15 protein-coding genes and 2 tRNA genes are annotated in these 21,650 nt (G+C 71.4%); 13 read left to right on the plus strand and 4 right to left on the minus strand.

The features are described from left to right. Positions 1 to 91 precede the first annotated feature (91 nt). On the plus strand, positions 92 to 646 hold the full coding sequence (locus ACIRC0_RS18870; RefSeq protein WP_403617253.1) for a SigE family RNA polymerase sigma factor: 555 nt from the start codon (positions 92 to 94) through the stop codon (positions 644 to 646). Between the two features lie 219 nt (positions 647 to 865). After that, the gene (locus tag ACIRC0_RS18875) at positions 866 to 2,521 is read left to right on the plus strand and encodes a long-chain fatty acid--CoA ligase (RefSeq protein WP_403617366.1); all 1,656 of its coding nucleotides are present in this window, start codon (positions 866 to 868) and stop codon (positions 2,519 to 2,521) included. 246 nt (positions 2,522 to 2,767) lie between these two features. Here ACIRC0_RS18875 and ACIRC0_RS18880 read toward each other — a convergent pair whose 3' ends face one another. Both ACIRC0_RS18880 and ACIRC0_RS18885 read right to left on the minus strand, forming a co-directional pair. Further along, the gene (locus ACIRC0_RS18880) at positions 2,768 to 7,132 is read right to left on the minus strand and encodes a PAS domain-containing protein (RefSeq protein WP_403617254.1); all 4,365 of its coding nucleotides are present in this window, start codon (positions 7,130 to 7,132) and stop codon (positions 2,768 to 2,770) included. A 200-nt stretch (positions 7,133 to 7,332) separates the two neighbouring features. Further along, positions 7,333 to 7,770, minus strand: coding sequence for an SSI family serine proteinase inhibitor (locus ACIRC0_RS18885; protein ID WP_403617255.1), 438 nt, complete (start codon positions 7,768 to 7,770; stop codon positions 7,333 to 7,335). A 254-nt stretch (positions 7,771 to 8,024) separates the two neighbouring features. On the opposite strand from ACIRC0_RS18885, the gene ACIRC0_RS18890 reads away from it, so the two are divergent. Together ACIRC0_RS18890 and ACIRC0_RS18895 are read left to right on the plus strand one after the other, a co-directional pair. Then, positions 8,025 to 8,115: transfer RNA gene (locus ACIRC0_RS18890), tRNA-Ser, on the plus strand. Positions 8,116 to 8,354: 239 nt separating this feature from the next. Continuing rightward, positions 8,355 to 8,427: transfer RNA gene (locus tag ACIRC0_RS18895), tRNA-Arg, on the plus strand. A gap of 270 nt (positions 8,428 to 8,697) precedes the next feature. Here ACIRC0_RS18895 and ACIRC0_RS18900 read toward each other — a convergent pair. After that, positions 8,698 to 9,207, minus strand: a complete 510-nt coding sequence (locus ACIRC0_RS18900) for a hypothetical protein (RefSeq protein ID WP_403617256.1) — start codon at positions 9,205 to 9,207, stop codon at positions 8,698 to 8,700. Between the two features lie 720 nt (positions 9,208 to 9,927). Between ACIRC0_RS18900 and ACIRC0_RS18905 the strand changes: the two genes are divergently transcribed. The 3 genes from ACIRC0_RS18905 (at position 9,928) to ACIRC0_RS18915 (ending at position 12,193) form a co-directional block, all read left to right on the plus strand. Then, positions 9,928 to 10,455: a hypothetical protein gene (locus tag ACIRC0_RS18905; protein ID WP_403617257.1), complete on the plus strand. Its 528-nt coding sequence runs from the start codon at positions 9,928 to 9,930 to the stop codon at positions 10,453 to 10,455. Positions 10,456 to 10,612: 157 nt separating this feature from the next. Beyond that, positions 10,613 to 11,509, plus strand: a complete 897-nt coding sequence (locus tag ACIRC0_RS18910) for a peptidase (RefSeq protein WP_403617258.1) — start codon at positions 10,613 to 10,615, stop codon at positions 11,507 to 11,509. A gap of 168 nt (positions 11,510 to 11,677) precedes the next feature. After that, the gene (locus ACIRC0_RS18915; protein WP_403617259.1) at positions 11,678 to 12,193 is read left to right on the plus strand and encodes a hypothetical protein; all 516 of its coding nucleotides are present in this window, start codon (positions 11,678 to 11,680) and stop codon (positions 12,191 to 12,193) included. Between the two features lie 27 nt (positions 12,194 to 12,220). On the opposite strand, the gene ACIRC0_RS18920 is transcribed toward ACIRC0_RS18915, so the two are convergent. Next, entirely contained in the window at positions 12,221 to 13,369 is a 1,149-nt protein-coding gene (locus ACIRC0_RS18920; protein WP_403617260.1) for an FG-GAP repeat domain-containing protein, read from the minus strand. Positions 13,370 to 13,769: 400 nt separating this feature from the next. On the opposite strand from ACIRC0_RS18920, the gene ACIRC0_RS18925 reads away from it, so the two are divergent. From ACIRC0_RS18925 to ACIRC0_RS18950, 6 genes are all read left to right on the plus strand, one after another. Next, entirely contained in the window at positions 13,770 to 14,636 is an 867-nt protein-coding gene (locus ACIRC0_RS18925) for a DUF2797 domain-containing protein (protein WP_403617261.1), read from the plus strand. Positions 14,637 to 14,843: 207 nt separating this feature from the next. Continuing rightward, a complete protein-coding gene (locus ACIRC0_RS18930; RefSeq protein ID WP_403617262.1) occupies positions 14,844 to 15,200 on the plus strand; it encodes an antibiotic biosynthesis monooxygenase family protein in 357 nt (118 codons plus the stop codon). A gap of 163 nt (positions 15,201 to 15,363) precedes the next feature. Beyond that, the gene (locus tag ACIRC0_RS18935) at positions 15,364 to 16,104 is read left to right on the plus strand and encodes a response regulator transcription factor (RefSeq protein WP_403617263.1); all 741 of its coding nucleotides are present in this window, start codon (positions 15,364 to 15,366) and stop codon (positions 16,102 to 16,104) included. Further along, positions 16,101 to 17,765 carry an ATP-binding protein gene (locus ACIRC0_RS18940; RefSeq protein WP_403617264.1) on the plus strand — a complete coding sequence of 555 codons (1,665 nt, stop codon included), beginning with the start codon at positions 16,101 to 16,103 and terminating at the stop codon, positions 17,763 to 17,765. Before ACIRC0_RS18935 ends, ACIRC0_RS18940 begins: the two co-directional genes overlap by 4 nt. A 14-nt stretch (positions 17,766 to 17,779) precedes the next feature. Then, positions 17,780 to 19,273: a glycosyltransferase gene (locus ACIRC0_RS18945; RefSeq protein WP_403617265.1), complete on the plus strand. Its 1,494-nt coding sequence runs from the start codon at positions 17,780 to 17,782 to the stop codon at positions 19,271 to 19,273. Further along, positions 19,270 to 21,537, plus strand: a complete 2,268-nt coding sequence (locus ACIRC0_RS18950) for a glycosyltransferase family 39 protein (RefSeq protein ID WP_403617266.1) — start codon at positions 19,270 to 19,272, stop codon at positions 21,535 to 21,537. Before ACIRC0_RS18945 ends, ACIRC0_RS18950 begins: the two co-directional genes overlap by 4 nt. Positions 21,538 to 21,650: the final 113 nt, after the last annotated feature.

A 21,650-nucleotide genomic window follows, 5' to 3' on the forward strand; every position in this document is an offset into this window, starting at 1 on the left:
GGGGGCAGCCCCCCGCATACAACCTGAGGGGGAGGCGTCTTCGGGACCTGCGGCCGATCCGCCGCAAGGGGCGCGATCCTAGCGTGGAGCCATGACCTCACCCGTCTGCACCAGCGCTTCGGACGCCGCCACGTCGGCGAGGCAGACCCTTCCGTTCCCGTCGTTCTCGTCGTATGTGAAGGCCCGTCAGCCGGTGCTGCTGCGCACCGCCCGGTCGCTCACCGCCAACGCCAGCGACGCGGAGGACCTGCTGCAGACCGCGCTGACCAAGACGTACGTCGCCTGGGACCGGATCGAGGACCACCGCGCGCTCGACGGGTACGTGCGCCGCGCGCTGCTGAACACGCGGACCTCGCAGTGGCGCAAGCGCAAGGTGGACGAGTTCGTGTGCGACGAGCTGCCCGAGCCGGAGGGCCTGCCCGCCGCGGACCCGGCCGAGGAGCAGGCGCTGCACGACGCCATGTGGCGCGCGATCATGAAACTGCCCGCACGCCAGCGGGCGATGGTCGTCCTGCGGTACTACGAGGACCTGAGCGAGGCCCAGACGGCCGAGGTGCTCGGTGTCTCCATCGGCACGGTGAAGTCGGCGGTGTCCCGCGCCCTGGGCAAGCTCCGCGAGGATCCCGAACTCGCGCCGGTGCGCTGAGCGCCGATGGCAGATGGCAGATGGCCGATCGCGGGTGGCGGGTGGCGGGTGGCGGGTGGCCGATCGCCGGGGCGGGTGGTCGATGTGGCCCGTGGCGGGTGGTCGATGGCCGCTGCCTTGATCGATCATCCCGGGGTCTAGTGACATACCGCTTGGTATGTGCGCAGAATCAGCGCGACCCCCTACTGCCGCGTAGGCAACGACGCCCGGGAGGACTCCGTGCTGAGCACCATGCAGGACGTACCGCTGACCGTCACGCGCATCCTTGCGCATGGAGCGCTGGTGCACGGGACGTCCCGGATCACCACCTGGACCGGCGAGGGCGAGCCGCAGCGCCGCAGCTTCGCCGAGGCGGGCGTCCGCGCCGTCCAGCTCGCAGCCGCTCTCCGCGACGACCTCGGCGTCCGTGGCGACGACCGGGTCGCGACACTCATGTGGAACAACGCCGAGCATGTCGAGGCGTACTTCGCGATCCCCTCCATGGGCGCGGTCCTGCACACGCTCAACCTCCGCCTGCCCGCCGAGCAGCTGGTGTGGATCGCCAACCACGCCGCCGACCGCGTGATCATCGTCAACGGCTCGCTGCTCCCGCTGCTCGCGCCGCTGCTCCCGAAGCTGCCGACGGTCGAGCACGTCGTAGTGTCGGGCCCCGGTGACCGTTCCCTCCTCGACGGCGCGCGCGCCCAGGTGCACGAGTACGAGGAGCTGATCGCGGGCAAGCTCACGACGTTCGACTGGCCCGAGATCGACGAACGCCAGGCCGCCGCCATGTGCTACACCTCCGGCACCACCGGCGACCCCAAGGGCGTCGTCTACTCCCACCGCTCGATCTACCTGCACTCCATGCAGGTCAACATGGCTCAGTCGATGGGCCTGACCGACCAGGACACCTCGCTCGTCGTGGTCCCGCAGTTCCACGTCAACGCCTGGGGCCTGCCGCACGCCACCTTCATGACCGGCGTCAACATGCTGATGCCGGACCGCTTCCTGCAGCCCGCCCCCCTCGCCGAGATGATCGAGAAGGAGCGGCCCACGCACGCCGCCGCCGTGCCCACCATCTGGCAGGGCCTGCTCGCCGAGCTCAGCTCCCGGCCCCGCGACCTTTCCTCCCTCACCCAGGTCACCATCGGCGGCTCCGCCTGCCCGCCCTCCCTCATGGAGGCCTTCGACAAGCTCGGCATGCGGGTCTGCCACGCCTGGGGCATGACCGAGACGTCTCCGCTGGGCACGGTGGCGCGGCCGCCCGCCCACGCCGTCGGCACGGACGAGGAGTTCACCTATCGGCTCACCCAGGGCCGCTTCCCCGCCGGGGTCGAGGCCCGCCTCACCGGCCCCGGCGGCCGGCGGCTCCCCTGGGACGGCGAGTCCGCGGGCGAACTGGAGGTGCGCGGCCCGTGGATCGCGGGCGCCTACTACAACGGTCCGGACGCCGAACCCCTGCGCCCGGCCGACAAGTTCAGCGAGGACGGCTGGCTCAAGACCGGTGATGTCGGGACCATCAGCCCCGAGGGCTTCCTCACCCTCACCGACCGCGCCAAGGACGTCATCAAGTCCGGCGGCGAGTGGATCTCGTCGGTGGACCTGGAGAACGCCCTGATGGCCCACCCGGACGTCGCCGAGGCCGCCGTCGTCGCGGTCCCGGACGAGAAGTGGGGCGAACGGCCGCTGGCCACCGTGGTGCTGAAGGAGGGCGCCACGGCCGACTTCGCAGTCCTCCGCTCCTTCCTCGCCGATGAGCGCGGGATCGCCAAGTGGCAGCTGCCCGAGCGCTGGACGGTCATCGAGGCGGTACCCAAGACGAGCGTCGGCAAGTTCGACAAGAAGGTGCTGCGGCGGCAGTACGCGGAGGGCGAGCTGGACATCACGCGGATCTGACGTCGGACGTACGGCGGCCAGGGGCGCTGTTTCACGTGAAACAGCGCCCTGTGCCGACTATGGGCTGAGACCAGCGTGACTATGGGCTGAGACTGGCGCGACTATGGGCTGAGACCGGCGCGACTATGGGCGGGGGCCCCGCACCCATGGCGCGGTGATCGCCAACCATGGCCTGAGCGGCAGCAAATACGGCCTGAGCAACCGCAAAGTATGGCCTGAGCGACCGCAAATACCGCCTGAGGGACCTCAGTTGGTACCGATGCGCGCCAGCAGATCCACGATCCGGTCCTGCACCTCGGTGCTGGTCGAGCGTTCCGCCAGGAACAGGACCGTCTCCCCCGAGACCAGCCGCGGCAGGTCGGCGGGGTCCACGGCGGCGGTGTACACGACCAGGGGGATGCGGTTGAGCAGGTTGTTCGCGCGCAGCCAGTCGACGACCCCGGCCTGGCGGCGGTGCACCTGCATCAGGTCCATCACCACCAGGTTCGGCCGCATCTGCGCGGCCAGGGTGACCGCGTCCGCATCCGACGCGGCCCGCGCGACCTGCATACCGCGCCGCTCCAGCGTGGCCGTGAGCGCGAGGGCGATCTCCGCGTGCTCCTCGATGAGCAGCACGCGCGGCGGGTGCTGCTCGGAGTCGCGCGGGGCGAGCGCCTTCAGCAGGACGGCCGGGTCGGCGCCGTACGCCGCCTCCCGGGTCGCCTGCCCGAGCCCGGCCGTGACCATGACGGGGACCTCCGCGGCCACCGCGGCCTGGCGCAGCGACTGGAGCGCGGTGCGCGTGATCGGGCCGGTGAGCGGGTCGACGAAGAGCGCCGCCGGGAACGCGGCGATCTGCGCGTCGACCTCCTCACGGGAGTTGACGACGACGGGCCGGTAGCCGCGGTCGCTGAGCGCCTGCTGGGTCGTGACGTCCGGCGCGGGCCACACGAGCAGCCGGCGCGGGTTGTCGAGCGGCTCCGGGGGCAGCTCGTCGTCCATCGGCTGCAGCTGAGGCTGGTCGGCGACCTCCACCGCACCGCCGGGACCGTCGAGCGGCTCGGGACCTTCGTCGGCGTTCTCGTCCGGGGCCCCTATGGCGTACGACCGTCCGGCGCCCTCGGTACCCGGGGCCAGGCGGGACTGCCCGGCCAGGGACGGCTGGGGCGGGACGGGAGCCGACACGGGCTGCGGGTGCGGGCGCGCGGTCGCCTCCGGGCGCTCACCGGCCGGCTCGGGAGGCGTGCCGAGCTTGCGGCGGCGGCCGGAACCGTTGGACGCCTGCGGGGGAGGCGTCGGCGCCGTGGGGCGGGGCGGGACCCCGGCCTGCGTCGCCTGGCGTGCGAAGGGCACCCCCTGACCGAGCGTGCGCACGCTGATCGCGCGGCCCTGTGTCGAGTGGGAGTCGACGGGGGCGGCCGACTCCGCGGGCAGCGGCTGGGCTGCGCGCGGCTGGGGCGTGCGCTGCTGCTCCGGCGGCAGCGGCGTGCCCGCGGACGGGGTGGTCCCCGGCGCCTGCGGTACGGACATGCCGGCGCCGGTGTCACCGGAACCGGGCCAGGGCTGGGGCTGCTGCTGAGCCGGGTGCGGGGGCACCGGGGTGCCGGGAGCGGGCTGGGAGACCTGCGGAGGCACGGCGGTGCCCGGGGCGAGCCGGGAAGCCTGCGGGGGCACCGGGATGCCGGGGGCCGGCTGGTGGGGTGCCTGCGGAGGCACCGGGGCGCCGGCGGCCGGGGGCGCAGCGGGCGGCGTCGCCTGCGGGCCGGGCTGGGGCTGTGGCTGCGCCGTGGGCTGGGGTGCGACGGGGGGCCGGCCCGGCTGTCCCGCGACCGGCTGGGCGGGCATGGCCGCGGGGACCGGCTGGGCCGGAGCCATGGGCTGCCCCGGGGCCACCACCGGTCGGCCCGGCGCCATGGGCACGGGCTGGACGGCGGGGCCGGGCTGGGCCGGCACCGGCTGACCGGGCGCCGACTGGGCCGGCAGCGGCCCGCCGGGCAGCGCCGGTCCGCCCTGCGCGGCCGGAGAGGCCGTCGCTCCCTGCGCCGGAACGGGCTGCGGGCCCTCCTGCCCGGGAACGCCTTCGGCAGGGGCGCCGGGCGTCATCTGCGCGGGCACGCCCTGAGGCGGTGTCCCGGTGACGGAGGCGCCGTCCGGGGCCGGCTGCGGCTGCCCGGGCTCGGCGGCCGGGCGGGCGCGGCGGCGGCCCGTGGGCGCGGACACCGGGTGCGGCTGCGGCGGCGTGTGCTCTTGGCCGGCGTCGTGCGGCACGGCGTCATGGCGGCCCTCGTCGGCGGTGACGGCAGCGGCCGTGCTCTGCTCCGGCGTGCGGTCCGCCTCGGCGGGCGGCAGCGCGAACACCGTGCGGGGAGCGGCTTCCGCGGCGGCGGCACGCTCGTTCGCGGCAGCCAGGGCACGCCGGCGGCGTCCGGTGGGCGCGGGGGCCTCGCCGGGGGACGGCGTACCGGAGGCGGCGGGCAGCGCGGGCGGCAGTGCCTGCTGCTCGGTGTCCCGGCGGGCCCGGCGGCCCGAGGGCGCCGGCACGCCCTGCGGCGGCACGGTTCCGCCGAGTCCGGTGGCCGCGGCGGGGGCTCCCGCGGCGTGCTCGGCGGCGGTCACCACCGAGCCCTCGCTCACGCCCTCGGCGAGGTTCGGCCGACCGCGCCGGCGTCCCGTACCGCCGGCGGCTTCGGCACCGTCGCCGCCGGTCGCCTGCGCCGGGACCGGTGCCTCGGTGGCGGGTTCCTGTGCCGTCCGTCGCCGACGCCGCCCGGTGGGCGCCACGGCCGTGTCGGACGGGGCGGGGGCGGCGTCGCCGACCTCGCTCTCCAGGAACGCGTCCACGGACGACCGGCGAGCACGCCGCCGTCCACCGCTCTGCTGCTCACCCTGCTCGGGCAGCGCGATCTCGGTCCCGGGCCCCTCCGCAGGGGTCTCGGCCGCGGGCTCCGCCGGGGCCGCCGCGACCGCGCCCGCGCCGCCGCCGAGCGGCACTTCGAGCACGTACGCGCTGCCGCTCATGCCCGGCACCTCGTGGGTCTGCAGCACACCGCCGTGCGCGCGCACGATGCCGCCGACGATCGGCTGGTGCACCGGGTCTCCCCCGGCGTACGGGCCGCGCACCTCGAGCCGTACGACCTCGCCGCGCTGCGCGGCCGCCACGACGACGGTGTTGTCCATGTAACCGCCCGCGGAGACCGGCGCGTTGCCCGTGGAGTCGACGCCCGCCACGTCCGCGATCAGATGGGCCAGCGCCTGCGCGAGCCGCTGCGGGTCGACCTCGGCCTCGATGGGCGGAGCGTGCACCGCGAACTGGACCCGGCCGGGCCCGATCAGCTCGACGGCGCCGTCGACACCGGCGGCGACCACCGCGTCGAGCATGACGGCCGTCCGTACGAGGTCGTCGTCGCCGGCGTCGAGCCGCTGGTAGCCGAGGACGTTGTCGATGAGCGTGGTGATGCGCGAGTAACCGGCCGCGAGGTGGTGGAGCACCTGGTTGGCCTCCGGCCACAGCTGGCCGGCGTCGTCAGCGGCGAGCTTGGACAGCTCACCGCGCAGTTCGTCGAGCGGGCCGCGCAGCGACTGGCCGAGCACCGCGAGCAGTTGGTCGTGCCGGGCGGTCAGCGCCTCGTAGCGGTCCTTCTCGCGCTCGCCGAGGGCGGCGTAGCGCTCCTCGCCGGCCGCGATCTCCTCCGCGTGCCGCTCGCGCAGCTCGGCGAGCTCGGCGGCATGCTCCTCGCGCAGCCGCTCCAGCTCCTCCTGGCGCTCCTTGGCGACGCGCTCCAGCTCCTCCCGGTGCTGCTTGGCGGCCTCGTCCCTCTCCGCGACGAGCGTGTCGAACGGGCGCCGGTCGGTGAACGTCATCACGGCGCCGACGATCTGGTCGCCGTCGCGCACCGGCGAGGTCGTCAGGTCGACCGGCACCTTGTCCCCGGGCTTCGACCACAGCACCTGCCCGCGCACCCGGTGCTTGCGCCCGGAGCGCAGGGTGTCGTACAGCGGCGACTCCGTGTACGGGAAGGGGGAGCCGTCGTCGCGGGAGTGCAGGACGAGGGTGTGCAGCTCCTTGCCGCCGAGGTCGCTGGCCCGGTAGCCGAGGATCTGGGCGGCGGCCGGGTTGACGAGCACGATCCGCCCGTCGGTGTCCGTGCCCACCACGCCCTCGGCCGCGGCACGCAGGATCATCTCGGTCTGCCGCTGCGAGCGGGCGAGTTCGGCCTCGGTGTCGACCGTGCCGGACAGGTCGCGGACGACGAGCATCAGCAGTTCGTCGCCGGTGTAGCCGTAGCCGTCGTAGGCCTGCCGGCCGTCCTCCAGGTTGGCGCTCGTGACCTCGACGGGGAACTCGCTGCCGTCCGTGCGGCGGGCGATCATCCGGGTCGGCTTGGTGCGTCCGCGCGGGTCGAGGGAGTCGGGGCGCCGCATGGAGCCGGGGATCAGCCGCGAGTCGAAGTGCGGCAGCAGGTCGAGCAGCCCGCGCCCGACGAGCGCGGTCCCGGGTGTCTCGAAGGTCTCCAGGGCGATGGTGTTGGCGTTGACGACCGTGCCGTTGGCGTTGACCAGCACCAATGCGTCGGGGAGCGCGTCCAGTATGGCAGCGAGGCGAGCAGCGCCTCGGGATGGCCTGCTGCTCACGAGACGCTTCCTCCCTGTTACCGCACCTTGCTGACCGCGAGGGCCATCTTGCCAACCTGCCCGCAGCGTGTCACGCGAGGGAGTCTACGGGCAGTCCTGGCGCCCGCGGCGCCGGATGAGAGGGAGGTCGCACGCGGAAGTGACGCAGAACCTGTGACCGCGCAGGTAGCCGTGCGCGGGGGGCCCGGCATCGCGTCCCGCTACGAACGAACGTCCGGCAGGAGCGGCACCAGCGCGTCCCAGCGGGCGATCCGGCACCCGTTCCCGCGGTCGAACCACGCGTCGACCGGCCGCCCGGCCCACCTCCCGGTGACGTGCGCGGTGGCGGGCCCGCCGTACTGCAGGGTGCAGTGCCTGTCCGGCGGCACCGGGGCGAAGGGGTCCCGCCCCCAGACGGTCCGCCGCTCGAGCACGGCGCACGCGCGGCCGGCGGCGGGGTGGGTGCCGCCTGCCGGATGGCACTGCAGCACGTAGACCCCGTCGGCGCCCCCGGTATGACGGACGGTGACGAGGAGCCGGTCACCGTGAGGGGCCGGGCGCTGACCGTGCGCGTGCGCGGGACCGGCCGCGGCGGTGAGAGGGAGAAGCGCGAGGGCCCCGAGGAGGAGAGGGCGGCTGCGAAGGCGGAAGTGGTCCATGCCCTCCTTAACGGCAGCGGAGTGGAGCGGTTGCGGAGCGTGCCGGCGGATGCCGCGAAGAGTCACGTCCGGGGGAATCGGCGACGCCCATGGGCCCTGGTGGCGGGCGATACGACCCGATGGGGCCCGTTGCGGCCCAGTGCTTTGCCCTGCGGGCTTTCCGCCTAGTACCGTGGGAGCCGATTGGTGACACCCCGCTCGGCTGTGTCATCATCTGCACGCACCACTCGCGCTCGCGCGTGAGCGGTTGTGCTGGAGGCGTCGCCTAGTCCGGTCTATGGCGCCGCACTGCTAATGCGGTTTGGGTCTTAAAGCCCATCGAGGGTTCAAATCCCTCCGCCTCCGCGCTCGATCACCGAAGCCCCGGTCCCCGCGACCGGGGCTTCGCTGTCTCCGGGACAGCCTCCGGGAGGCGCTCCCGCCCCGCCCCCGGAGCCGCCCCCGGGATCCACCCGGCAGGGCGTTTTCGCAGGTCACAAGGGGTAGGGCAAACGGATTTCACATGGCGGCGGCAGTCATGTAATGTTCTTCCTGTCGCCGCGAGCGGGCCGGAAGGGCCGGGAGCGGGGACGAAAACAGAACAAGCACTCGTAGCTTAACGGATAGAGCATCTGACTACGGATCAGAAGGTTGCAGGTTCGAATCCTGCCGAGTGCGCATAGGTCAGAAGCCCTCTGGGATCATCCCAGAGGGCTTCTGACGTCAGTCGATGACATCAGCGCAGTCGGAACCGGGTCTCAGCCGTCGGCCCCGACTCCGCCTCGCCCCCGATTCCTCGTCGGGCTCGCCGAGCCTGAGGTCGGGCCGGTGGTGCGCCCGTCGCGTCTCGCGCGGTGTCCGGCGCACCACCGGCCGACTTCTCACCGGCTCACTCAGGGGCTGCGACGCCGACGGGCGTCGGATGTGTGGCCGGCTCTCGTGGGCCTGCTAGCAGAACTTGGCGATCGCTGCCGCCGCCCCTGCGTTGAAGCCCTTCTCGTAGTTGGGGTCCACTGCGGTGACGCCCTGCGGTGCCTGAGCCTTGCAGGTCGCCTTGGCGAGGTTGAAGCCGTCCTTGTAGCCCTTGGCGTACTGGTCCTGGGTCTGCTTCTCCTCGGCCTGCTTGACCGAGCCGCAGGAGAGCTGGGGTCCGCCCTCCTCCTGCATGGTCACGGGCCCGCCGGTCTGCGAAACCGTCAGCGTGCCCGAGAGCCCACCCTCGGCCGACGCCCTGAAGAAGGCTGTGGCACCTCCCTGCTTGATGCTGACGTCCGCTCCTGGGGTGAGTCCCGTTCCGACGACGTTGAACCGGTCGGGTTTCTGGGCGTCTTGTGTCACATGACACGTGGCCTTGGGCGTCACTGCCTGGGCGGGTGCGGCCATGAGGGGCAGCGAGCCGAGTGCCAGTGAGGAGAGGGCGAGGGGTGCCAGCGCTGCGAGACGAGAACGTCCGTTCACGGTTCTGCCTTCCCTTTGGGGCATACGGAACCACGTGCAGGTGTGGGAGGTTCGAACACACGGGGACGGGCGCGAACGAGTGCTGGGGTTCCACGCCCGAACAGCGCGGTCTCACCGTCCGGAGCCGTGGGGCCGGGAGAACTCCCGGACGGCTTCCTGCGCATGGACTCCGTATCCGATGACAGGCCGTGCCCACCAGTGGGGATCGGCCTTTCGGTCCCGTCCATGCTCTCGCAGCCCCACCTCGCTGTCGACCCGAACCGACACGCTGCGTAACCGAATAATGCCCTGGCGTACTCACGCTTCCGGCGCTACAGCTCGGCCCGGCCGGACCGTGGCCTACCCCCGGCAGCACGTCGTCCAGCTCTCCCGGCCACGCCCGGCGACCGAGGGTCGGCGGTCGCCGACTCGTACGTGACGGCCCATCAGCTCGCAGCGGTCGGCAGAAGGTTGCAAGTTCGAATCACGCCGAGTGCGCACAGGTCAGAGGGCCCGGAGAGATACGGGGCCTTGGCGTTTCGGATGCGCCGCGCTGTGCTCGGGCCCTTCGCCGGTGCCTCGCTCACCGCTCTTGCCGACGATCTCCCGACGGCTTCGGGATAGGCCGTACGGACCCTTGGGGTGCCCCTATGGCGTGGTGATCGTCAGCGGTCCTCCGGGGGCTGCCGTACGAGCGGATACCAATAGGCGAGGTCATTGATCAGTAGCGGAGGAGTGAGAATGAGGGTCCGTAACGCTGTGGTGATCCCGGTCGCGACGGTGGGTGCCGTCATGGCCCTTTCCACCCCTGCTACGGCCGCCGATACGGTGACCACGTTCACGGTGACCGCGACCACGGGTCTGACGATCACGGCTCCTGCCACCGCGTCGCTTTCGACCGCTACTCCCGGCGGCTCGGCGACCGGCCAGCTCGGCACCGTCACGGTGAGTGACCAGCGCTCCCAGTTGGGCACCACGTGGACCGCGACGGTTTCCCTCAGTTCGGCTTTCAAGACGGGCGGCGGCACGGCCTCCGAGACGATCTCGGGCAACAACGTGACGTACACCCCCGGGTCGGCGACCGCCGAAACGAACCCGCCGCACACCGCCGGGAACCCGGGGAGCCTGGCCAGCCCCATCACCGCGTTCTCTCGTACCAGCGGTGACGGCGCCAACTCCGTCAGCTGGAATCCCACCCTCACCGTCAACGTGCCGGCGGGGAACGTCTCCGGTACCTATTCGGGCACCATCACGCACTCCGTGGCGTGAGTCTCAGGCCGTGCGCAGAAGAAGCACCTCGTGTATCCCAGCCCTGTTCGCTGTTCTCGCCGTCCTGGCGGGTTCCCTCGCCGGCGTGCCGACCGCGGCTGCCGATTCCTCGTCCGGGATCGGATACATCGGCTTCCGTCTCCTGGAAGCACCGGTCGTGCGGCGCGACGACCCGCGTGCGCTGAAGTACATCGTCGACCATCTGAAGCCGGGAACCGTCATCGAGCGCCGGTTCGAGGTGGCCAACAAGTCCGGCAGCAGGCGCGAAGTGCAGTTGTACCCGGGCGCGGCGCAGATCTCGGACAACAGGTTCCTGTTCGCCGACGGCCGGACTCCCAACGAGCTGACCCGCTGGACCAGCGTCAGGCCCGCCGTCCTCAGACTCAAGCCGTGGGAGAAGACCGAGGCCAAGGTCACGATCAAAGTGCCGGGCACGGCGACGCCGGGAGAGCGTTATGCCGTCGTCTGGGCGGAGAGCGGAACCCCGCCGGACGCCACTCACAACGTCGGCTCGGTGGTGCGCGTGGGGACGCGGGTCTATCTGGACATCAGCAACAGTGGCGAGTACGCCGACTTCCGGATCGAGAAGATCGTCGCCCTGCGGAACAAGAAAGGACTGCCCAGCGTCGTCGCCCATGTGCACAACACGGGAAGGCGAGCACTGGATCTGAGAGGGAAGCTCGTCCTTTCGGACGGCCCGGGCGGGCTGAGCGCAGGGGCGCACCCGGTCACCGAGGGCACCACGCTGCCGCCGGGCGGTACGGGAACCGTCAGAGTGGCCGGTCTGGACAAGAGCTTGCCCGACGGTCCCTGGACCGCGCGTCTGCACCTGGAGAGCGGAATGGTGCAGCGGGACTTCTCCGCCCGGTTGATCTTTCCGAAACCGGGAGGCGCGTCCGTCGCCTGGGCCGTGATCACTTCCAACCGCAGGGTCTGGTACGCCGCGGCGGGAATTCTGCTGACTGTCACCGGCGCCACGATGTCGTTTCTGCGATATCGACGGTATCGGCGTCGAAGTTCCACCGGAAACCAAACACGAGTTCCTTCTGTGTGACGCTCATGGGTGAACCCACCGAAGTCACGCCCGAGAGCACACAGATCCCTCCTTATGTTCGCCCAGAATGCACGAGAACCACATGCCGGACGAGCAGAAGGAGAATGAGTGGGATCGCGCCCCCTCTCATGGTTCCGAATCTCCTTGCGAATCGGGGTGGGAGGGGCGTTGTGTGCGAACTGCCTGCTTCTTCCTTCGGGACAAGCGCCCCAGGCGGAGGCAGCGGCGGCCAATGCCGTCTTTCTGATTCCCGAAGCGCCTTCCTCGGCCTCGGTCACGGCCCCCGCGTCGGTCAACCTCGGATCGGCGACGCCCGGCAGCACGATGACCGTGCAGTTGGGGCAGGTGAAGGTCACGAGTAGTGGCGTGATGCGATGGACTGCGACGGTGTCGGCGACCAACTTCACCACTGGAGGCGGCTCCGCCGCTGAGACCATCGCGCGAGGGAACCTGTCCTACTGGTCGGGGCCGGTCGTGTCCAAGTCGGGGCCCGGAACCTTCAGTCCCGGCCAGCCCACTGCAGCCGGCAAGGTGACTCTGGACACCGCTCGCACGGCGTTCTCCTACGGCTCGGTCAGTTCGGCCGGCACTTCCTGTGTCTGGCAGCCGACGCTGGTCATGTCGGTGCCCGCCAGCGCGGTGGCGGGCACCTATACCGGCACAGTGACCCACTCTGTCGCCTAGCGGCCGGCCACAGGGCGACTCCTGGCCTTACGGGGACGTGGTGTTGAGGAGGACCGACACGTTGGCCGAGGTGTAATTGGCCACCGTCACATCAGGGCGGGAGTCCTCATCGAAGTCCCCCACCGCGATGCCGAACGGCCCGTCACTGACAGTGAAATCGGCCTTGGTCCCGAACGTGCCGTCGCCGTTGCCCGGCAACACCGACACCGTGCCGTCGTTGTCGTTGCCGACCACGAGATCGAGATGCGAGTCACCGTCGAAGTCCGCCACGTCCAGCGGGATCGGCGCGTCACCCACCGCGTAGTCGGTCTTGGTGTCGAAGGTGCCGTCGCCGTTCCCCAGGAGCACCGACACCGTGGCATCGCTCAGATCGGGGACCGCGACGTCGAGGCTGCCGTCGCCGTCGAAGTCCGCCACCTGGACCCGGGTGGGCGAGCCGCCCGTGCCGTAGTCGGTCTTGGTGTCGAAGGTGCCGTCGCCGTTGCCGAGCAGCACCGACACCGTGTTGTCACTGACGTTGGACACGACCAGGTCGAGGTCGGTGTCCTTGTTGACGTCTTTGGCCACGACCGAGAACGGGTACGCTCCCGTGCCGTAGTCGACCTTGGTGTTGAAGGTGCCGTCGCCGTTTCCCAGCAGCACCGACACCGTGTTGTCGTTCGTGTTGGAGGTCGCGAGGTCGGCGTGGCCGTCCTTGTCGAAGTCGCCGACCTCCACCTTGTAGGGGCCCGAGCCGGTTGCGTAGTCGGTCTTGGTGTCGAAGGTGCCGTCGCCGTTGCCCGGCAGCACCGACACCGTGTCACCGTTCAGGTTGTCGACCGCCAGGTCCGGATTGCCGTCCTCGTCGAAGTCACCGACGGCGATGCCGCCCGGGTAGTCTCCCGTGCCGTAGTCGGTCTTGGTGTCGAAGGTGCCGTCGCCGTTGCCCAGTAACACCGACACCGTATTGTCCAGTGAGTTCGCCACGGCCTGGTCGAGGTGGCCGTCCTTGTTGAAGTCGGCCACCCGCACCGCCTGCGAGGCGTTGCCTGCCGCGTAGTCGACATGGGTCGCAAAGGTGGGGGTGCCCGCCCACGCGGTGCCCTGAGCCGTGAACAGCGCTGACACAGCCGCCAAGACGGCGATCACGTATCTGCGGCCCCTCCGGGCTCTCTTGGCGGGTTTCTTCTTCGACATAATTCCTCCTCCGCACCTGTAACCGTTCGTGAAGCGGTGGCCCGAGCGATGACGCTACGGTCGCATTGATGACCCGCCCGGCCCCGCACGGTTCGGCGATTTCAGCAACGCATCACTGAAATCGTTTCTACGGTCCCGCGTTGCTGATATAGCGTCAACGAAAAACAAGGTGTCAGAAAGTCGAATTGGCGCACAAAAACATTTCGCGCGGGTAGTGCGGATTCCGTCGGCGCACGCCGGAGCGGAGCAAGCGGGTCCCGGGTATGAGCGGGTGCGCTCCGCGGATGCCGAGGAGCCCGGCATGCCGGGTGTGCCGCTTGGCCGGGCGGCGGCCCGAGGCCGTGACCCATTGTGATCTCTCAGGTCGCGTTGTCAGTGGTGGCGCCTACTCTCGGCAGTGATGACTCAGGTGTGGAGATGCGCGGGGCTGCGGTGGGGTGAGGGCGGCCCCGTGCTGGCGTGGGAAGGGGGGCGGCGCAGTGCGCTGGAGCGGGGGAAGCGGGTGGCCTTCGCGGTGGTCGCGGGGGGTGTGCGGCGGTGTGTGGGGGCACGGGGGCATGGGTGTGCGACGCGGGCCGTGGTGCCCGGGCGGAGTACGGGTGGGCGGTGCGAGGAGTGCGCCCGCCTCGACCGGGCCCATTCCGTCGCCGCTGATACCTTCGCCGACGATCCGCGGCCGTACCGCGTCTATCTCGCCTGGTTCGGGCCCGGCATGGTCAAGGTCGGGATCACCGCGGCCGAGCGGGGCTCCGCGCGGTTGCTGGAGCAGGGTGCCGTGTGTTTCAGCTGGCTGGGGTGCGGGCCGCTGATGGCGGCGCGGCGCGCGGAGGAGCTGCTGCGGGCCGCCCTCCGGGTGCCCGACCGGATCCCGTACGCCGACAAGCGGGCGGTGCGGGCCGCGTTGCCGCCGGCCGGGGAGCGGGTCGCGGAGCTGGCGGAGCTGCACGCGCGGGCGGTGTCGCTCGGCGGCTGGCCGGAGTCGCTGGAGCGGGCGCCGTTCCTGGCCGTCGACCACGGCGGGGTGTTCGGGCTGGAGGGGCTGCCCCGGATGGACGCAGTGGTGAGCGAGCTGGTGGCGGGCGGAGGGGTGAGCGGCGGTGTGCTGGCGGCCGCCGGGCCTGATCTTCACCTCGCCACCGGGCGCGGGGTCCTGGTGCTGGACACGCGACTGATGACGGGGTGGGAGCTGACGGGCGCCGAGCGGGACGAGGTGACGGTGCCGGTGCGGGAGGTGGGGGAGGCGGGGGTGCAGGACGGGCTGTTCTGACAGCCGCTGACAGGCGCTCCCTCGTCGGCCGACAGCCGGCCCCCCCCGCTTGGTTCCCGTTCGGATCCAGCTCGGGTCCAGCTCGGGTCCAGCTCGGGTCCAGCTCGGATTTAGCTCCGGTCCTGTTCGAGTCCTGTTTCGATCCCGGTTCGGATCCCGTTCGGAAAGGGGCTGGACGTCCATGCCGCCGTGAACGATCGTGGCGACATGAGCGATTACCGCGTTGCGCCTGTCGCCGCCCATGAACCCCCCTACTACGCCGTCGTCTTCACCTCCGTGCGGACCGAGGACGACGACGGGTACGGGGAGACCGCCGAGCGGATGGAGGAACGCGTCCGAGAGGTCCCCGGATTCCTCGGGATGGACCAGGCCCGCACGCCGGGCGGACTGTCGATCACCGTCGGGTACTTCCGGGACCTGGCCGCCGTCGAGGAGTGGCGGAGCGATCTGGAGCACCGCGCCGCCCAGAAGCGCGGGCGCGCCCAGTGGTACGAGGCGTACACCGTGCACGTCGCCAAGGTCGAGCGCAGCCATGCGTTCGAGCGGGATCCGGCGCGTGAGTGAGCGGGACGGCTCGCCGTCAGGCCCTCGTACGTCGGCCGTTGGGCTTCTGATGCCGAGTCAAGGGAGCTTCCCAGGAGTTCCCTGAGAGGTGCCTGTGTGTTTCTCAGGAAAATCACAGAATCGCGAAAGGGCGCTCTCAGAGGACCCCGAGAAGGTGTCCACCATGACCACGACCTCGCCCCAGGGGCGCACCGAACTGCTGAGGCCGGACGGGAGCCCCGTCCGCGTGCTGGTGGTGGACGACGAGCTGTCGATCACCGAACTGCTGTCCATGGCCCTTCGTTACGAGGGCTGGCAGATCCGCAGCGCGGGTGACGGGCAGGGCGCGATTCAGACCGCGCGTGACTTCCGGCCCGACGCCGTCGTGCTCGACATGATGCTCCCGGACATGGACGGCCTGACCGTCCTCGGCCGGCTGCGGCGCGAGCTGCCCGACGTGCCGGTTCTGTTCCTCACCGCCAAGGACGCCGTCGAGGACCGGATCGCGGGACTGACGGCCGGGGGCGACGACTACGTCACCAAGCCGTTCAGCCTGGAAGAGGTCGTGGCCCGGCTGCGCGGGCTGATACGGCGGTCCGGTGCCGCCGACCGCCGCTCCGACTCCGTTCTGGTCGTCGGGGACCTCACGCTCGACGAGGACAGCCACGAGGTGTCCCGGGGCGGGGAGAACATCCACCTCACCGCCACCGAGTTCGAGCTGCTGCGTTTCCTGATGCGCAACCCGCGGCGCGTGCTCAGCAAGGCGCAGATCCTCGACCGCGTGTGGTCGTACGACTTCGGCGGCCAGGCCAACGTCGTGGAGCTCTACATCTCGTACCTGCGCAGGAAGATCGACGCGGGTCGCGAGCCGATGATCCACACCCGGCGCGGCGCCGGTTACATGATCAAGCCCGCGGCGTCATGAGCAGGCGACGACGGCCGCGTACGCAGAGGCGAGGACGACAGCCGCGCACGCTGCGGACGCGGCTCGTCGTCTCGGCGGTCAGTCTGATCGCCGTGGTGTGCGCCGTGATCGGCACCGTGACGACCATCGCGCTGGGGCAGCACCTGTACGGGGAGCTGGACGGGCAGGTGGCCGACGTCGGCAAGGGTGCCTCGGGTCCGCCCGGGGGGAGCCTGTCCGGCCTCGGGAACGGCCGTTCGGGCGGCCCGGGCAACATGAACGGCGATGCGGCGGGAAACTCCTCCGGCACCGCGACGACACAGGACAGGTTGGACGACTTCGTCACCAGGGGACCGGCGCAACCGGACACCGTCGCCGCCCAGACGGACTCCACCGGTGCCGTCACGAGGGCGGTCATCAAGAAGGAGGTCTCCTCCAGCAGCTCCGGCTTCGAGCGGATGAAGGCCGTCGAGTTGTCCCAGGCGCAGACCTCCGCGCTCGGCTCCGTCCCCCGTGACGGCAAGGTGCACACCGTCACGCTCCCGGGGCTCGGGGACTACCGCGCCAAGTACGTCACCGGTGCCCACGGCGACTTCTACGTCGCCCTGCCCACCAAGGGCGTCACCAACACCATCGACACCCTCGTCATCGTCGAGGTCAGTGTCACCGCCGCCGGCCTGGTCGCCGCCGGCATCGCCGGTTCCGTGCTCGTCGGAATCGCCCTGCGGCCCCTGCGCAAGGTCGCCGCGACGGCCACCCGTGTCTCCGAACTCCCGCTGCACACCGGCGAGGTGACCCTCGACGAGCGGGTCCCGGAGTCCGAGACCGATCCGCACACCGAGGTCGGGCAGGTCGGGGCCGCCCTCAACCGCATGCTCGACCACGTCCACGGCGCCCTGCACGCACGGCAGCAGAGCGAGATGCGGGTACGGCAGTTCGTCGCGGACGCCAGTCACGAGCTGCGCACCCCGCTCGCCTCCATCCGCGGGTACGCCGAGCTGACCAGACGGGGACGCGAGGAACAGGGCCCCGACACCCGGCATGCCCTCGGACGGATCGAGTCCGAGGCCGGGCGCATGACCCTCCTCGTCGAGGACCTGCTGCTGCTCGCCCGGCTCGACGCTGGCCGCCCGCTCCGGTTCGAGCAGACCGACCTCGTCCCGCTCGTCGTGGACACCATCAGCGACGCGCGCGCAGCGGGCCCCGACCACAACTGGCGGCTCGAACTGCCCGACGAGCCCGCGCTCGTGTCGGCGGACGCCGCACGGCTGCAACAGGTGCTCGTCAACCTGCTCGCCAACGCCCGGACCCACACCCCGCCCGGCACGACCGTCACCGCACGCGTGCAGCGGCGCGGACCGTGGCTGTGTGTGGACGTCCAGGACGACGGGCAGGGCATCCCTCCCGATCTGCTGCCGCACGTCTTCGAGCGGTTCGCGCGCGGTGACTCGGCGCGCTCCCGGGCCACCGGCTCCACCGGGCTCGGGCTCGCCATCGTGCAGGCCGTCGCGACGGCGCACGGCGGCGCCGTCACCGTCGACAGCGTTCCCGGGCACACGGTGTTCACCGTGCATCTGCCGGCGCCGACCCCGCGCGTGCCCTCACCGGGCCCCGAAACGGCCTGGCAACAGCACTCACAGGCACAGCACAGCGCCACCACACGGGTGCAACAGGGCGCTTGAGAAGAGTCGGTTCCATGCGAACCGACTCTTCTCCCGGCACCCTGCCGGCGCGGGAGCACCTCCCGGCCGCAGGAGCCGGTACGCCTGTCCTGGACGTAGTGATCCCCGTCTACAACGAGGAGAAGGACCTCCAGCCATGTGTGCTCAGACTGCACGAGCACCTCAAGCGCACGTTCCCGTACGCGTTCCGCATCACGATCGCGGACAACGCGTCCACGGACACCACCCCGCAGGTGTCGGCGCGGCTGGAGGAGCGGATCCCCGAGGTGAGGTCCTTCCGGCTGGAGCAGAAGGGCCGCGGCCGGGCGCTGCGGACCGTCTGGTCCGCCTCGGACGCCCCGATCCTCGCCTACATGGACGTGGACCTGTCCACCGACCTCAACGCACTTCTCCCGCTGGTCGCGCCGCTGATCTCCGGTCACTCGGACCTGGCGATCGGCTCCCGGCTCGCCCGCAGCTCCCGGGTCGTGCGCGGCCCGAAGCGGGAGTTCATCAGCCGTGCCTACAACCTCATCCTGCGCGGCTCGCTGCAGGCCCGGTTCTCCGACGCCCAGTGCGGCTTCAAGGCGATCCGCCGTGATGTGGCCCAGGTGCTGCTGCCGCTGGTGGAGGACACCGGCTGGTTCTTCGACACCGAGATGCTGGTGCTCGCCGAGCGGGCGGGGCTGCGCATCCACGAGGTGCCGGTCGACTGGGTCGACGACCCGAACTCCACGGTGAACATCGTGAAGACCGCGACCGACGACCTCAAGGGCGTGTGGCGCATCGGCAAGGCGCTGGCCACCGGGTCGCTGCCGCTGGACCGGCTGGCCCGGCCGTTCGGTGACGATCCGTGGGACCGCGACCTCAGAGACGTGCCGGGGGGCCTGGCCCGCCAGCTCGTCGGCTTCTGCGTGGTCGGCGGCCTGTCCACCCTGTTCTATCTGCTGCTCTACAGCGTCTTCAGGCAGTTCTCGGGCTCGCAGATCGCCAACGCGCTCGCCCTGCTGGTCTCGGCGATCGCCAACACGGCGGCCAACCGCCGGCTCACCTTCGGCGTCCGCGGCAGGGGCGGCGCCGTCCGCCATCAGGCCCAGGGCCTGGTGGTCTTCGGCATCGGCCTCGCCCTGACCAGCGGCTCCCTCGCCGCCCTGAACGCGGCGACGAGCAACCCGGCGCACTCCACCGAGCTGGCGGTGCTGATCGCCGCCAACCTCGCGGCGACCGTGCTGCGGTTCCTGCTCTTCAGGGCCTGGGTGTTCCCGGACCGCCGCGACGACACCCCGACGCCCCAGGCCGAGGCGCCCCACCAGCGTCACACCCCGGGGACGCCCGCGTACCGGCCGCTCCCGGCGCTGCCCCAGCGCCACGCGGCGCCGCAGTCCTCGTACGACCCTGAGTACGACCCCGAGTACGACACCACGCCCTTCCGCGCCGGTGCCGACGCGGACCGCACCCCCTGGAGGGACGCCACCGTGCCGCTGCAGCCGGTGCGCCCGCAGGACACCGACCCGAGGGACTTCCGATGACCACGCACTACGAACAGTCGACCTACCAGGGGGGTGCGGCCCCCCACGCCTGGGGACCGCCCCCGACCGCTCCCCCGCAGACACCCGCCACGCCACCGGCCCCCGCCCCCGGAGCCGGTGAGCCCCAGCAGCCGCTCGCGCGCAGACTCTGGCGCGGCCGGCCCGAGGACCCCCGCTGGGCACGCCCCGCGTTCCTCGGCCTGCTGCTCGCCACGGGGCTGCTGTACCTGTACGACCTGAGCGCCTCCGGGTACGCCAACTCCTTCTACTCGGCGGCGGTACAGGCCGGCAGCAAGTCCTGGAAGGCGTTCTTCTTCGGCTCGCTGGACGCGGGCAACGCCATCACCGTCGACAAGCCCCCGGCCTCGCTGTGGCCGATGGCGCTGGCGGTCCGGATCTTCGGCCTCAACTCGTGGGCGATCCTCATCCCCGAGGTCGTCATGGGCGTCCTCACGGTCGCCGTGGTGTACGCGGCCGTCCGGCGCAGGTTCAGCCCGGCGGCCGGTCTGATCGCGGGCGCGGTGCTCGCGCTCACCCCGGTCGCGGCGCTGATGTTCCGGTTCAACAACCCGGACGCGCTGCTCGCGCTGCTGATGGCGCTCACCGTCTACTTCGTCGTCCGGGGCCTGGAGGACGGCCGCACCAAGTGGGTGGTGTGGGCGGGGGTCGCGGTCGGCTTCGCCTTCCTGACGAAGACCCTGCAGGCCTTCCTGATCCTGCCGGCGCTGGCGCTCGTCTACGGCGTCTGCGCTCCGGTGAAGCTGAGGAAGCGGCTGGTGCAACTGGGCCTCGCGACCGTTGCGCTGGTCGTCTCGGGCGGCTGGTGGGTCGCGATCGTCGAGCTGTGGCCGGCGTCCTCCCGCCCGTACATCGGCGGCTCGCAGAACAACTCCTTCCTGGAGCTGACCTTCGGCTACAACGGGCTGGGCCGCATCAACGGCGACGAGACCGGCAGCGTCGGCGGCGGTGGCGGCGGCAACGGCGGCCAGTGGGGCGCGACCGGCTGGGACCGCATGTTCAACTCCGAGATCGGCTCCCAGATCTCCTGGCTGCTCCCGGCGGCGCTGATCCTGCTCGTCGCGGGCCTGGTGCTCACCCGGAAGGCGGGGCGCACGGACCTGGTCCGCGGCTCGTTCCTCGCCTGGGGCGGCTCGCTGCTGATGACCGCCGTGATCTTCAGCTACATGGCGGGCATCTTCCACCAGTACTACACGGTGGCCCTCGCCCCCTACATCGCCGCCCTGGTCGGCATGGGCGTCACGGTCCTGTGGGAGGAGCGGTCGAGGACGTGGGCGTCGCTCACGCTGGCGGCCACCGCCACGGCGACCGCGGCCTGGGGGTACGTGCTCCTCAACCGCACCCCGGACTACCTGCCCTGGCTGAAGTGGCTGGTCCTCGTCGGCGGTCTGGTCGGCGCCCTGGGGCTCGTCTTCGTGGCCCGGCTCGGACGGCGGCTCGCGCTCGCGGCGGTGGGTCTCGGCTTCGTGGCCGCACTCGCGGGACCGACCGCGTACACCCTCACCACCGTGAACCAGGGCCACACCGGCTCGATCGTCACGGCCGGTCCGGCGGGTGCGAGCAGCATGGGCCTCGGCGGTCGCGGCGGCCCGGGTGGTGGCGGTACGCGCGGCCGCTTCGGCGGCACGCCCGGCCAGAACCAGCAGCAGGGCAACGGCACCACTCAGGGTCAGAACGGTCAGCAGGGCCTCCCCGGCGGCGGCACCGGCGGGTTCCCGGGCGGCGGTATGCCGGGCCAGAACGGCCGGAACCAGCAGCAGGGCAACGGCAGCACCCAGGGTCAGAACGGTCAGCAGGGCCTCCCCGGCGGTGGGCGCACGGGTGACGGCGGCATGGGCGGTGGCGGCGGCATCGGCGGCCTGCTCAACGGCGCGAACGTCAGCTCCGCGGCCAAGACGCTGCTGGAGAAGGACGCGAGCAAGTACACCTGGGTCGCCGCGTCCATCGGCTCGCAGAACGCCGCGAGCTACCAGCTCGCCACCGGCGATGCGGTGATGGCGATCGGCGGCTTCAACGGCAGCGACCCGTCCCCGACGCTCGCCCAGTTCCAGAAGTACGTGGCGGAAGGAAAGATCCACTACTTCATCTCGGGCGGCGGCTTCGGCGGCGGGGGCCGCAACGGCGGCTCCAACGTCTCGTCGCAGATCAGTTCGTGGGTTCAGCAGAACTTCAAGAAGGTGACGGTCGGTTCGGCCACCTTCTACGACCTCACGCAGAAGACGAGCGGCGGCTCGAGCAGCAGCTGACGGTTCGCGCACCGAGCGGTGGGCCGGGCACCGATGCCCGGCCCACCGCTTTTGCGTCATCCGTCTCACGCAACTCACCGTGAGACGCGGCGGCGTTGCCGCGTCGGGCGGAG

The sequence above is a fragment of the Streptomyces sp. NPDC093984 genome, assembly GCF_044764595.1.
Taxonomy (GTDB): Bacteria; Actinomycetota; Actinomycetes; order Streptomycetales; family Streptomycetaceae; genus Streptomyces; species Streptomyces cynarae.

Excerpts from the sequence above, each read along its gene's own strand:
- ACIRC0_RS18870 (WP_403617253.1), top strand. The coding sequence starts at position 92 with ATGACCTCACCCGTCTGCACCAGCGCTTCGGACGCCGCCACGTCGGCG.
- ACIRC0_RS18885 (WP_403617255.1), bottom strand. The coding sequence starts at position 7,770 with ATGGACCACTTCCGCCTTCGCAGCCGCCCTCTCCTCCTCGGGGCCCTC.
- ACIRC0_RS18905 (WP_403617257.1), top strand. The coding sequence starts at position 9,928 with ATGAGGGTCCGTAACGCTGTGGTGATCCCGGTCGCGACGGTGGGTGCC.
- ACIRC0_RS18920 (WP_403617260.1), bottom strand. The coding sequence starts at position 13,369 with ATGTCGAAGAAGAAACCCGCCAAGAGAGCCCGGAGGGGCCGCAGATAC.
- ACIRC0_RS18925 (WP_403617261.1), top strand. The coding sequence starts at position 13,770 with ATGACTCAGGTGTGGAGATGCGCGGGGCTGCGGTGGGGTGAGGGCGGC.
- ACIRC0_RS18930 (WP_403617262.1), top strand. The coding sequence starts at position 14,844 with ATGAGCGATTACCGCGTTGCGCCTGTCGCCGCCCATGAACCCCCCTAC.
- ACIRC0_RS18935 (WP_403617263.1), top strand. The coding sequence starts at position 15,364 with ATGACCACGACCTCGCCCCAGGGGCGCACCGAACTGCTGAGGCCGGAC.
- ACIRC0_RS18940 (WP_403617264.1), top strand. The coding sequence starts at position 16,101 with ATGAGCAGGCGACGACGGCCGCGTACGCAGAGGCGAGGACGACAGCCG.
- ACIRC0_RS18945 (WP_403617265.1), top strand. The coding sequence starts at position 17,780 with ATGCGAACCGACTCTTCTCCCGGCACCCTGCCGGCGCGGGAGCACCTC.
- ACIRC0_RS18950 (WP_403617266.1), top strand. The coding sequence starts at position 19,270 with ATGACCACGCACTACGAACAGTCGACCTACCAGGGGGGTGCGGCCCCC.